The sequence below is a fragment of the Martinezella sp. CNPSo 3890 genome (genome assembly GCF_057784455.1).
Genome location: NZ_JBXSOR010000002.1, coordinates 127,376 through 140,646 on the forward strand (window position 1 = coordinate 127,376; position 13,271 = coordinate 140,646).

General features: G+C 57.4%; 10 protein-coding genes and 1 pseudogene. 9 read left to right on the forward strand and 2 right to left on the reverse strand.

The features are described from left to right. Positions 1–52: 52 nt before the first annotated feature. On the forward strand, positions 53–403 hold the full coding sequence (locus AC13RC_RS06740; RefSeq protein ID WP_069614223.1) for a response regulator: 351 nt from the start codon (positions 53–55) through the stop codon (positions 401–403). A 74-nt stretch (positions 404–477) separates the two neighbouring features. Here the strand turns inward: AC13RC_RS06740 and treZ are convergent, their stop codons facing one another. Next, positions 478–2,238, reverse strand: a complete 1,761-nt coding sequence (gene treZ, locus AC13RC_RS06745) for a malto-oligosyltrehalose trehalohydrolase (protein ID WP_488556794.1) — start codon at positions 2,236–2,238, stop codon at positions 478–480. A 128-nt stretch (positions 2,239–2,366) separates the two neighbouring features. Between treZ and treY the strand changes: the two genes are divergently transcribed. The 3 genes from treY (at position 2,367) to AC13RC_RS06760 (ending at position 8,127) form a co-directional block, all read left to right on the forward strand. Further along, on the forward strand, positions 2,367–4,841 hold the full coding sequence (treY, locus tag AC13RC_RS06750; protein ID WP_488556795.1) for a malto-oligosyltrehalose synthase: 2,475 nt from the start codon (positions 2,367–2,369) through the stop codon (positions 4,839–4,841). A gap of 97 nt (positions 4,842–4,938) precedes the next feature. Then, positions 4,939–7,005, forward strand: a complete 2,067-nt coding sequence (glgX, locus tag AC13RC_RS06755; protein ID WP_488556796.1) for a glycogen debranching protein GlgX — start codon at positions 4,939–4,941, stop codon at positions 7,003–7,005. Between the two features lie 747 nt (positions 7,006–7,752). Next, positions 7,753–8,127, forward strand: coding sequence for a GFA family protein (locus tag AC13RC_RS06760; RefSeq protein WP_488493398.1), 375 nt, complete (start codon positions 7,753–7,755; stop codon positions 8,125–8,127). Positions 8,128–8,540: 413 nt separating this feature from the next. Here AC13RC_RS06760 and AC13RC_RS06765 read toward each other — a convergent pair whose 3' ends face one another. After that, positions 8,541–8,813 (reverse strand): usg protein, encoded by a 273-nt coding sequence (locus tag AC13RC_RS06765; protein ID WP_069614226.1) that lies wholly within the window; start codon positions 8,811–8,813, stop codon positions 8,541–8,543. A 278-nt stretch (positions 8,814–9,091) separates the two neighbouring features. On the opposite strand from AC13RC_RS06765, the gene groES reads away from it, so the two are divergent. The 5 genes and pseudogenes from groES (at position 9,092) to AC13RC_RS06790 (ending at position 13,268) form a co-directional block, all read left to right on the forward strand. Further along, positions 9,092–9,406 (forward strand): co-chaperone GroES, encoded by a 315-nt coding sequence (groES, locus tag AC13RC_RS06770; RefSeq protein WP_113353012.1) that lies wholly within the window; start codon positions 9,092–9,094, stop codon positions 9,404–9,406. 54 nt (positions 9,407–9,460) lie between these two features. After that, complete coding sequence (gene groL, locus AC13RC_RS06775; protein WP_113353013.1) at positions 9,461–11,089, forward strand: chaperonin GroEL; 1,629 nt, start codon at positions 9,461–9,463, stop codon at positions 11,087–11,089. Positions 11,090–11,143: 54 nt separating this feature from the next. Then, positions 11,144–11,383: a hypothetical protein gene (locus AC13RC_RS06780; RefSeq protein WP_069614229.1), complete on the forward strand. Its 240-nt coding sequence runs from the start codon at positions 11,144–11,146 to the stop codon at positions 11,381–11,383. A 292-nt stretch (positions 11,384–11,675) separates the two neighbouring features. Beyond that, positions 11,676–12,089, forward strand: a complete 414-nt coding sequence (locus tag AC13RC_RS06785) for a hypothetical protein (protein ID WP_113353015.1) — start codon at positions 11,676–11,678, stop codon at positions 12,087–12,089. 84 nt (positions 12,090–12,173) lie between these two features. After that, a pseudogene (locus AC13RC_RS06790) lies at positions 12,174–13,268 on the forward strand (glycosyltransferase family 4 protein). Positions 13,269–13,271 lie beyond the last annotated feature (3 nt).

Below are 13,271 nucleotides of genomic sequence, written 5' to 3' on the forward strand. Positions count from 1 at the left end.
CATCGTCTTTCTTTCAATTTGATCCATCTTTTATTGCATGAGGAGGTTGCTAATGAAAATCATGATCGTCGAAGACGAGCCCTTGGTGGCACTGGAATTGGAGCGCATCGCTATCGAAGCTGGCCACGAAGTCGTGGGCTCCTTCATGACGGCGGAACAGGCCCTGGCCTACGCGTCAAAGGCAGAGGTGGCTTTCGTGGATCTCGGCTTGGCCGATGGCCATAGCGGAGCGGGACTTGCTCGCCGATTGACGGATCGGTTCAGGATAAAAGTGATCTTTGTGACCGGCAGCCCGGAGCGGGTTGGTTATGGCCTTGAAGGCGCGGTTGGAATAATCGACAAGCCATTCACCGACAAAGCAATCATCGATGCCTTGGAAAAGGCGCGGCGCCTACAAGGTTAAGTAGGCTGGGCCTCTGAGGGGATCGGGTTGCCTGAAGGGCAGTAGAAGCTCGTCCCTCAGATTTGCGAAATAGCTCACGACAGGCTCCAGACAATTCCCCATGGTCCGATCGAGTTGTCTGTCATGCCGTTCGACGAAAAAAATGCTTGTCCCTCGATCGGACTTTTCAAAATAACAGGCGTGTTCGACAAATTGGCTGCCAAATGAAGATTTGTAGACCCGAGTTTCCAGCGCACTCGGATTGGCGAGGCGTCTGGATCGTAGGTCGCCAAGCAACTATGCGCTTCGACGAGGAGCGGCACGACCACTTGATGTCTGAGCTCTAGCAACTGCCGGTAATAGCGTCCCGTTGCCGGGTTCTCATCCATTTTATCCCAGCGCAATTTTGCGCGGAGGAAGGTGGCTTCGGCCGTCGGGTCGCATGCATCCTCCGCTTCGAAGCCGGGCAGGCGCTTCAGTTCCTCCTTGCGGCCAAGCCTTATCTTGGCGTTGAGCTCCTCATCGAAATCGCAAAAGAAGGGAAAGGGATCGGTAGCGCCCCATTCCTCACCCATGAACAGCATGGGGATCTGGGGCGAGAGAAGATAGATGGCTGCGATAGCCTTTATCGCCTCGATGGGGTGGGAGGAAATCATACGATCGCCGCGCGCCCGATTGCCGATCTGGTCATGGTTTTGGATGAAGGAGATAAAGGCCGATGGCGGCAAGCCAACGCTTGGCGATCCCCTTGGCCGCCCTCGATATTCCATGTGCTCCCCCTGAAACGCGAAGCCCTCGGCAAGCGAGCGGCTCAGGCGCGGTGTCCAATCGGCATAATCTTCGTAGTAGCCGAAGGTCTCGCCTGTGGCCGCCACGTGGAGAGCGTGGTGGATGTCATCATTCCACTGTGCCGTAAAGTGGCGCGGCCTGCCGTCCTCATCGCGCGCGAGGAGAGCCGCTTCATTATCCTCGTTTTCGACGATCAGGTGGACATGGCGTTCAGGGAAGGCGCTTCTGACACGACCGGCAAGTTCGAGAAGGATATGCGGGTCGCTATCGTCCTTCATCGCGTGAACGGCATCGAGCCGCAAACCATCCATCCGAAACTCGCTCAGCCAATAGATTGCGTTTTCTATGACGAAATCGCGGACGAAGCGGCTGCTGTCGCCATCGTAGTTCAGGCCCTTGCCCCAGACGCTTTCGTGCCGGTCGCCGAAGATCGGCGCGTAGCGGGGCAGATAGTTTCCGTCCGGCCCGAAATGATTATAGACCACATCGAGAAAGACGCAGATGCCGCGCTCGTGGGCTGCATCGACGAGCATTTTGAGATGTTCGGGGCGGCCGTAGCTGCCATCCGGTGCATAGGGCAAAACACCGTCGTAACCCCACCCATACCGACCGCGAAAATCCGAAAGCGGCATGATTTGAATGGCCGTTATGCCGAGGCGCTGCAAATGGTCGAGCTTTTCGATGGCCGCCAGAAATGTGCCAGCTTCCGTGAAGGCGCCGACATGCAGTTCGTAGATGACGATCTCCTCCCAGCGGCGTCCCTTCCATCTCTGCGTTTTCCACGTGAACGTTGGATCGATCAGCTCGCTCGGGCCGTGAACGTCTTCGGGCTGAAAGCGCGAGGCAGGATCCGGCACGGCAAACCCATCGGCCAGCACGAACTTATAGCGATCGCCGATCCGCGCGTCGTTGACTTCGACGACATGCCAGCCGTCCTGGCTCCGCCGCATGGCCCATTCTCCGCGCTGCTCGATGCGGACGAGCGCGCTCTCCGCCAAGGGCGCCCACAAGCGGAACAAGACCGCATTCTGATTGATTTGTGGTCCAAATGCGAAGCCGTGCTGCATGACACCCTATCCGTCGATGACGCTGAAATTTTCCTGCATCCAACGCATCTTGACGGGAACGGTTCCTGGGGTGGGAACAGATCTCTTTCAGTTCCGTTCTTAAGAGCCCCCGACGCAGCGAGGAAGCCATGACCGTATTAACCTCTACCTATCGCCTGCAGTTTCGCGGAGATGTCACCTTTGGCAGGGCAACGGAGCTGGTTCCCTATCTGAAGTGTCTCGGCATTAGCCACGTCTATGCCTCGCCGATCTTTGCGGCCAAGAAGGGATCGACGCATGGCTATGATGTCACGGATGCGAACGAGATCGACCCGGTGCTTGGCGGTCGCGCTGGGTTCGAAGCTTTCTGTGCGGTCTTGCAGCAGGCGAAGCTGGGCCTGATCCTCGACATCGTGCCCAACCATATGGCCGCTTCCGTGGAAAACGCGTGGTGGCGGGACGTGTTGCAGCGTGGATCGGGCAGTGCCTATGCCGGCCATTTCGATATCGACTGGCGACGCAAGCTCACCTTGCCGCTTCTGGGATACCCATTCGAGGAAAGCCTGGCCGCGGCGGACTTTCGTCTTCGCTACGAGCCCGCGGATGGTTGCATCTATCTGGCCTACTTCGACAATCTGCTGCCGCTCTCGATCGCAAGTGCCGAGCGGGTGGCAGCGGACATAGGAACGGATGCGGAGCGGTTGCTCGCATTTTCGAGGGATGCGGCCGCCATGAGAAAACTTCTCGCGGAACAGCATTGGCAATTGCTCTATTGGAAAGATGCCGCCGAAAACCTCAGCTACAGGCGCTTCTTCGAGGTGGCAGGCCTGGTCGGGATGCGGGTGGAGGACCCCCGGGTCTTCGACGACACCCATCGGCTGATCATCGAATTAGTTCGTTCCGGACAGGTCCAAGGATTACGCGTCGACCATATCGATGGACTGGCCGATCCGAAGGGCTATCTCGAGCATTTGCGGCAAGCCGTTGGCCCGGACACGTTCATCGTAGTCGAGAAAATCCTTGCCCGTGGTGAGAAGCTGCCGGCGGATTGGCCGGTGGCGGGAACGACCGGCTACGAATTCATCGCCGCCATGGCCGATCTCTTCGTGAACGAGGAGGGATTGCGCAAGCTGGACGAAGCCTACAGGCCCGTTAGCGAGGAAGATGCCGACTTTGCCATAGGTTTGCGCAAGGCGAAGCTGCTGATGGTCGAGCGCAATTTCGCCGGTGAGACGAGGCGTCTGACGAGGCTGGCATGCTCGATTTTTGCGGATTTCGACGAGGAGGAAATAGCGTCGGCGCTTCGCGAGCTGCTGGTCGCCTTCCCGGTTTACCGTACCTATGGCTATCAGGGAGCTGCATCGTCCGATGATGTGACGGTCATCGACAGTGCCTGCGAGAAGGCACGAACCCGACTGCCGACCGTTGATGTCCTCGATGCGCTCGGCCGTCTTCTGAAAGGAGAGATTGCTGCAGCTGAAGCTCTGGAGTTTCGAGCCAGATTCCAGCAGCTCAGCGGTCCGATCATGGCAAAGGCAGTCGAGGACACGCTGTTTTATCGGTACAACCGCCTCATCGCATTGAACGAGGTCGGAGGCGAGCCGCATGCGCCACCGGGCTCGGTGGCGACCTTTCATCAATTCATGAACGACCGGTTTCAGCGGCAACGCAGCGGCCTTTCCACGACCTCGACGCATGATACCAAGCGGGGAGAAGACGCTCGCGCCCGCCTATACAGCCTTACGCAGGATCCTGATGCCTGGATTGCAGGCGTCGAGCGATGGCGTAACATGAATTCTCCTTTTCGCTCCAGCCTTGCCGATGGACCCGCGCCCGAGCCCAATATCGAATGGATGCTTTACCAGGCGCTTGCCGGCATCTGGCCGCAGGACATCGAAGGAGCCGATCGGAACGCACTGAAGGAACGGTTTTGCACCTACGCCTTGAAGGCGATCCGAGAAGCCAAGCTCCGGACGGATTGGATGGATGAAAACCCTTCCTATGAGCATGCGGTCGAGGCCTATGCCGCCGCCTTGTTTTCGGAGGATAATCGGGAGTTCATCCGTGATTTCGACCGGACGCTGAGTCCTTTCATGGAGCTTGGTTTCCGCAACAGCCTGTCGCAGTTGCTGATCAAGCTCACGGCTCCCGGTGTTCCCGACATCTATCAGGGTAGCGAGCGTCTCGATTTCAGCCTTGTCGATCCGGACAATCGACGACCGGTTGACCATCCGTGGACTGACACGGAAGCGGCCGGTCCCCTCGCGATGGATGCCGCTTTCTTGAAACGGCATGTCATCCGCACGGTGCTGCGCTATCGCAATCAGCACCCCTTTCTTTTCCTCGAGGGCGAATATGTGCCTTTGGAAACCAGCGGCGCACGAGCGTCCAATCTCGTGGCTTTCGCTCGCGTTCACGAGCGGGAAATAGCGGTTACGATCGTTCCGCGTCTGGTCGATATGCCTTCATCGGATTTCTGGAAAGACACCGCCGTGATGATGCCGCGAGAGCTCAAGGCGCCGCTATACGATCTCTTGACGGATAAGCCTTCGTCAGCTGGCGATCTTCTGGCAGCACAGCTGTTTACCGATCATTCCCTATCCTTTCTCGTGGGGAACCGGTGACGATCCTGGCGCCGATGCATGCGTAGTCCGACCTCAAAGCCGGAACAAAGCGCTTCACAGGGTGTTTCTGCTGCGCAGCAACGATCACGAGGATTTCATGACGGAAGGCGGCAAGAGGCATGCGATCGAGCCTGGAGATTACACGCGCCTGGGAGCGAATTACGACGGAGAGGGTGTCAATTTCGCACTTTTCAGCGCCTATGCGGAAAAGGTGGAACTCTGCCTTTTCGACGAAAGCGGAAAGGAGGTCGAGCGGATCGCTCTGCCGGAATATACCCATGAAATCTGGCATGGCTATGTGCCTGGACTGAAGCCGGGTGCCTTGTATGGCTACCGCGTGCACGGCCCGTTCGATCCCGAAAAAGGGCATCGTTTCAATGCGCACAAATTGCTCGTCGACCCCTATGCTCGCGAGCTTGTGGGCAACATCGAATGGTCGCAAGCCCAGTTCGCCTATCGTCTGGAGGACGAGCAAAAGGATCTTTCCTTCGACGAGACCGATAGCGCCGGACAGGTGCCCAAATGCCGTGTGGTCGACCTCAAGAATGAAACATCGGATAAGAGGCCGTCGGTCGCGTGGCCTGAGACCATTTTCTATGAGGCGCACGTCAAGGGAATGACGATGCTGAATCCGGCAATTCCGGAGCCGTTGCGTGGCACCTTTGACGGTCTGGGGCACGGGGCGGTCGTCGACTACATCAAGAGCCTCGGCGTCACCTCCATCGAACTCCTTCCCATCCATTTCTTTCCCGATGACAGTCACTTGCTCGACAAGGGCTTGCGCAACTATTGGGGCTACAACAGCCTTGCCTTCTTCGCGCCGGCAACTCGTTATTACGGGCCTAAGGGCCTTTCTGGCTTTCGCGACATGGTGCGTGCCTTCCACGATGCCGGTATCGAGGTCATCCTCGACGTTGTCTATAATCATACCGCGGAGGGCAATGAACTCGGTCCGACCCTTTCCTTCAAGGGTATCGACAATTTCTCCTATTACCGCACCCTGCCGGACCAGCCCCGCTACTACATCAACGACACCGGCACCGGTAACACGATCAACACGTCGCATCCGCGCGTGCTGCAAATGGTGACGGATTCGCTGCGCTATTGGGTCGAAGAAATGCATGTCGATGGCTTTCGTTTCGATCTCGGCACCATTCTTGGCCGCGAACCTCAGGGTTTCGATCAGCGCAGCGGCTTCTTCGACGCGGTCGGCCAGGATCCGGTGCTCGCCAAAGTCAAACTTGTCGGCGAGCCGTGGGACATTGGCCCCGGCGGTTATCAGGTGGGGGGATTCCCGCCGGGCTGGGCGGAGTGGAATGACAAATATCGCGACACGGTCCGGGATTACTGGAAGGGCACACCTGGCATGACAAGGGATTTTGCCGCCCGCATCTTAGGGTCGGGCGATGTTTATGACCTTCGCGGCCGCCGCCCGTGGGCCAGTGTCAATTTCATCGCCGCCCACGATGGCTTCACGCTTAATGATCTCGTCTCCTATAACGAGAAGCATAATGAGGCCAATGGCGAAGACAACAATGACGGCCACAACGACAACCGCAGCTACAATTACGGCGCTGAAGGTCCGACGGATGATGAAGCCATCAATACCGTTCGAGAGCGCCAGAAACGCAATTTTCTCGCGACCCTCTTTCTGTCGCATGGTACGCCGATGCTGCTGGCGGGTGATGAGGCCGGCCGCAGCCAGATGGGCAACAACAATGGCTACTGTCAGGACAACGAACTCAGCTGGCTGCATTGGGACGATCGATATGGCAGCGCTGAGGCGCTTTATACCTTCGTCAAACGGCTGATCGCCTTGCGTCAGGCACATTCCATCCTCAGACGAGAAAATTGGCGCGACGGTCTGATTGTCACCTGGCTCAATCCGAGCGGCGGAGAGCAGACGGACGAGCAATGGGACGATGAAGCGAACACGGCGATCGGCCTGCGCCTGTCGCGTGAGCAGCCCTTCGAAGAGGGCTGGGATGATATTCTAGTCCTTTTCAACCCCCGTGATGGAGATGTCGACTTTACTTTGCCGGGTGACAAACGCTGGGCGCTGGAACTATCGACATCCGATCCTGAGGGGCAGGATCGGGGCGGGGTCGACAAGAAATTCTTGAAACTTGAAGCCCGCAGTCTCTCGCTTTTGAGGCCCGCCTGAAACAAGCGTGAGTGAAATGAAAACGCACGTCGCGGGTCTTTAAGAGCGTGGAAGCTCGGATAAGCGACGGAAATCTCGATCCCGTCCAGTCGAAGGTACCGTCGATATTAGGTTATCCCGGCGGTATGCGGCTTTAGTTATCTCACTGCCCGGCCGCCGATGAAACGAATATTGGCACTTGGTTGTCGTTTTGTAGCTCACATGATTTCTTGTGCTATGCCGCGAACAATACGGGTTGCTCATCCCATTAGCCCTCGCGCCATGTAAAACTGCCATTCACCGGAATTTTGGTCTGGAATCCAGGCCGGTCGGCTCCGTTTTGTTTCTTGCAAACGTAAATATCTGTTGCTGTTTGGAAACTTTTCCTGGTCTCCGAACTTTGATGGGAGGCCGTGAGATAATGCATGAGTGTATGCATGGGTGTTCCTCCTGTAAGGGATCGACCCTTGTCGCACCGTTTCCAAATTCCACGAGTGCTAGGCCGAGCCGGAGGAACTAATGCCGTTAACATATCACGTTGGTATCCATGACGAGGGTTTTGCCTATCGCGTCGGTGATGTTTGGTCGGAGACGTTTCCCGATCACGGGAGTGCGCTTGCCGCCGCCAAATCTGCGGCGGCCCGCCAACAGCAGGGCGGCGAAGATACCGAAATCAGCTACCAGCTGTCCGATGGACGCTGGCGGACCGAACAGGTCAGCCGCGGGGAAGGCCCAATCACGAATGTAAGCGATGACGAGGACAATCCCGTGAAGGAATTAACCGGATCATGCCGTTGCGGGCAAGTGCGTCTAACGGTGCGCGGAAAACCGCTACGTATCGGCATTTGTCATTGCACGGATTGCCGGCAGGAAAGCGGATCCGCCTTCACTTATTTCGGCCTATGGCCCGCAAGTGAATTTCACTATGAAGGCGCGACGAGCGAGTTTGCTGGACGCGAGTTTTGCCCGCGTTGCGGTTCGCGCGTGTTTGCCGTTGGCGATAACGAGGTCGAGATCAAGCTTGGGGTCCTGAGCGCGGCACCCACGCATCTCAGGCCCACCTATGAGGTTTGGACCAAACGGCGGGAACCCTGGCTTTTATCGATCGAAGGCGCGGAGCAGTACGAGGAGGATAGACGATGAGGCGCGCATGATGGCGGGCTAGCCGCCGTCAAAAACAGGAAAAGCGGACCAAATGGTACGCGTGACTGGAATGCTTCTCCGCTTACTCGGCCTTCCCACGCAATTAAGGTCTGATCGACAAAGTTATCGGTGAAAGCCGTGAGCAGGACTGATGGAGATATCGGCCCGTCGATGCTGACATTCTTCGCATGCAATAAATGATCACGATAGGGCGTTACGAGGATGACGCGCCCCGTTCCTGATGAACCTACAAGGCCAGCAAGGATTCAAATCCTTACAGCCGATAATCTTCTCCGCCCGGCAGGAGCTGAGCCTGAGCCTCCCCGGCCTGTCGAGGGTTGGCAAGGGAGAACGACCGCGCTCATCAAGCCTTGATTATCGAAGACTGGGGAAGGAAAGTTTCGGTTCGGGTCTTAATGGAGCTTGAACTCGCCTTCGACGCGACGCCATTCGTTTGGACCGATCAGGCGCCGATGGCTGTAGCGGACGGAATGCAGCGGCCCGTCGAGATTGGTTTGCCAGAAATCGAGGAACCTATGCATTTCGGGAAAGTCGGGCGCCAGGTCGTAATCCTGCCAGACGTAGGTCTGCAGGACGGATTCGAAATCGGGAATGTGATAGAGGATATGCGCGGTGGTCAGCCCATAGCCGTTTAGTTGACCTTCCAGTTCCGACGAAAATCGCATGCTTCATCTCCGTTTCGTGACAGTCGGATGGTGGCGCAAATTTTTGCGGCCATCAATGGGTTTTCAACGCAGAGTGCCATTTTCTTGTTCCATTCCAGCATGTTAGCAGCCGCCTGAGGTGAGTGCTAATTTTTTTGTCCATCCCTCTTGAAATCGAAAAATCCCAAAACCAGATCATTTCGCGCAAAAGGCTCGAACGAGGTTTTGCACCCGCCCGGACTGGTCATCCGGTCCGGTGAGGGGATCAACGTCATCTTTTTTGCTCAACGGAGGAAAACATGTCGTTCCGACCGCTTCATGATCGCATTCTTGTCCGCCGCGTCGATTCCGAGGAAAAGACCAAGGGCGGCATCATCATTCCCGACACCGCCAAGGAAAAGCCGCAGGAAGGCGAGGTTATCGCCGTCGGGCCGGGCGCGCGCAACGACGCCGGCCAGATCCAGGCCCTCGACGTCAAGGCTGGCGATCGCATCTTGTTCGGAAAATGGTCCGGCACTGAGATCAAGATCAACGGCGAAGACCTGCTCATCATGAAGGAAAGCGATGTCATGGGCATTATTGAAGCCCAGGCCGAGCGGAAACAGGCTGCCTGAGCCTCCACGCCACGAACGATCAGTCTGATAGCTGCCTATTGAGGAGTTAAAGAAATGGCTGCGAAAGAAGTCAAGTTTCACACCGATGCCCGTGAACGCATGCTGCGAGGGGTCGATGTGCTCGCCAATGCGGTGAAGGTCACGCTCGGCCCGAAGGGTCGTAACGTCGTCATCGACAAGTCCTTCGGCGCTCCGCGCATCACCAAGGACGGTGTTACCGTCGCCAAGGAAATCGAACTGGAAGACAAGTTCGAGAACATGGGCGCCCAGATGCTGCGCGAAGTCGCCTCCAAGACCAACGATCTTGCCGGCGATGGCACCACGACAGCGACGGTTCTCGCTCAAGCGATTGTCAAGGAAGGCGCCAAGGCGGTCGCGTCCGGCATGAACCCGATGGATCTGAAGCGCGGCATAGACCTCGGCGTCGACGCTGTCGTGGCGGAACTGAAGACCAACGCCCGCAAGATCTCCAATAATGCGGAGATCGCCCAGGTCGGCACCATTTCGGCTAACGGCGATGCCGAGATCGGCCGTTATCTTGCCGAAGCCATGCAGAAGGTCGGCAACGAAGGCGTCATCACGGTTGAAGAAGCCAAGACCGCCGAAACCGAACTCGAAGTCGTTGAAGGCATGCAGTTCGACCGCGGCTACCTCAGCCCCTATTTCGTCACCAATGCCGACAAGATGCGGGTGGAGTTCGAGGATCCCTATATCCTCATCCATGAAAAGAAGCTCTCGAACCTGCAATCGCTACTTCCAATCCTGGAGGCCGTCGTTCAGACCGGCAAGCCGCTCCTCATCATCGCTGAGGACGTCGAAGGCGAAGCGCTTGCGACCCTCGTCGTCAACAAACTGCGTGGCGGCCTGAAGATCGCTGCTGTCAAGGCTCCGGGCTTCGGCGACCGCCGTAAGGCCATGCTGGAAGACATCGCCATCCTGACGGGCGGCACTGTCATCTCCGAAGATCTCGGCATCAAGCTCGAGAACGTCACCCTCGACATGCTCGGCCGGGCGAAGAAGGTGGCGATCGAGAAGGAGAATACGACCATTATCGATGGCGTCGGCTCGAAATCGGACATCGAAGGCCGCGTTGCCCAGATCAAGGCCCAGATCGAAGAAACCACCTCTGACTACGACCGCGAAAAGCTGCAGGAACGCCTTGCCAAGCTCGCTGGCGGCGTTGCCGTTATCCGCGTTGGCGGCTCGACCGAAGTCGAAGTGAAGGAAAAGAAGGACCGTGTCGATGACGCGCTGCATGCGACCCGAGCCGCGGTCGAGGAAGGCATCCTGCCGGGCGGCGGCGTTGCTCTGCTGAGAGCCGTCAAGGCGCTTGACAGTCTCAAGACGGAAAACGACGACCAGCGCGTCGGCGTCGATATTGTTCGCCGGGCAATCGAGGCACCGGTTCGCCAAATAGCAGAGAATGCCGGCGCGGAAGGTTCGATCATCGTCGGCAAGCTGCGCGAGAAGACCGACTTCTCCTATGGCTGGAATGCCCAGACGAATGAATATGGCGATCTCTATGCTCAAGGCGTCATCGATCCGGCCAAGGTCGTGCGCACCGCACTTCAGGATGCAGCTTCGGTCGCGGGCTTGCTGGTGACGACGGAAGCCATGATTGCCGAAAAGCCGAAGAAGGAGGCACCTCCCGCATTGCCCGCTGGAGCAGGAATGGACTTCTAACGGTCAAGCCCGCTCCACCCTCTGGTGGAGCGGGTTCCGCAATGGAGATCACGAATGGTTCAGACGATCATCAAGAGATCAGATGCGCCGCTCGATTCGCGCGACCTGGACCTTTGCCAGCGCGTTTTTGATGAGATCCGGGCAGCGGCGGATATTCCGCGCAAATCGGAAGAGGGCGAGCGGATCGCTGCTATAGTAATAGAACTATACCGCCAGGGAGTACGAAATCCGCGGCAGCTGAAAATACTGGTGCAGGGTGCGCGCGGCACCTTTCCGGAGGTGGCGGAAGGATGAACAGCCATCTTTCTCTTTCGCGGGAAGATCTGCGGATCTGCATGGACGTCGTCAAATCGATAGCGCGTGGTAAAGGGGTCTCACGTGATCCTACTGCCGTTGCGCAGATCATGACAACGGTCGCAAGATATTATAGCAGAGCCCTGCACGAACCGTCAGCCTTGCGCGCGGCGGCACTCTCCGAGCTCGAAGGCAATTCATTTGCTGAGGGGGCACCATGGAGGGTAACGGACCAAGCTGAAGCTTCCTAACGTGGCCAGAACTCAGCGATCAGACATCGATGGAGCCAGATATGAGAAAGGAAACCGACAGTATCACAATGAGCGACCCATCCACCGCTGCGGTCACGTCGGCGCATTTGTTGTATCCTGCCCGACATTTTGCCCATCCGCGCGATGTTCTGTTGGCGGAGCATATCACGAAGGATCACAAGCGCGCCATTCTTGCATCCTGGGCCTCGGATATATTCGCAATCGAATCGATGCCCGGCTTTCGGCGCTTTCCAGGCGCGGACCATGTCGTCTCCTATGACGACATCATCGCCGCTTTAAAGTCCTTGGATGACGGCCAAGACATGATCTCGTCGCGGCCTGCGGAGGCCGATAAACTTCGTCGCCAGAGATCGCGGCTGCGCCGTTTTACCGGCCGTTTTGTTTCTAGCAGCCTGAGAAAGGGAGGTCGCCGCCGCCAGATATCAGAAGCCTAGACATCGCCTTGTAAACGCGTGCCTTTTTAGGACGCTACCCGATTTTTGCCGTCCATTCTTTGCTCTTATGAGGAGGTTTTGCCGATGAAGATCGCCCAGATTGCGCCGCTTGCCGAAAGCGTTCCACCGAAGCTTTATGGGGGAACCGAGCGCATCGTTTCCTATCTTACCGAAGAACTTGTCGCTCAGGGTCACGACGTCACGCTGTTTGCTAGCGGTGACTCCGTTACCGATGCAACCTTGGTGGCGTGCTCGGAGGTCGCGCTCAGGCTCAATCCGGCCGTCAAGGATCATCTTCCGCATTAAGTCGTCCTGCTGGAGGAGATCCGCCGGCGGGCGCATGAATTCGATGTCCTACATTTCCATATTGATCTCTTGCATTTCCCGCTGATCCGGGATTTTTCGGATCGTACAGTCACGACGCTACATGGACGTCTCGACCTGCCGGATCTCAAGCCTTTCTACAAGGCTTTTCCTGATATCCCGCTTGTATCGATCTCCAATGATCAGCGTCGCCCGATGCCACCGGTCAACTGGTCCGGAACCGTGTATCACGGTCTTCCGACCAATCTTCTTTCCTTCACGGCAAAGCCCAAAGGCAACTATCTTGCCTTCCTGGGACGAATCTCCCCCGAGAAACGTCCGGATCGCGCGATCCGCATCGCAACCAAGGTTGGTATGCCGCTGAAGATCGCCGCCAAGATCGACAATGCGGACAAGGCCTATTGGGACACGGTGATCGCGCCGATGGTCAAGAGCCATCCGAACGTCGAGTTCATCGGCGAAATCAACGAGCACCAGAAGGCCGATTTCCTTGGTAACGCCGGCGCGTTGCTTTTCCCGATCGACTGGCCCGAACCGTTCGGGCTGGTGATGATCGAGGCAATGGCATGCGGCACCCCGGTAGTCGCGTTCGGATGCGGTTCGGTTCCGGAAGTGATTGATAACGGTGTTTCAGGCATCGTCGTCGATAGTGTTACGGAGGCGGCCGAGAATGTCGAATGGGCGCTGCGCATGGATCGCCACAAGGTACGCGCGACTTTCGAACGGCGTTTCAGCGCGGAACGGATGGCGCGAGACTATCTCGCTATCTATCGTAACCTGCCCGGCGTTCGCACGAAGGCGGCGTCACTGCGCCGAGCCAATGGCCAGGATCTGGATCTCCAGGTCGTGGCGTAGGAG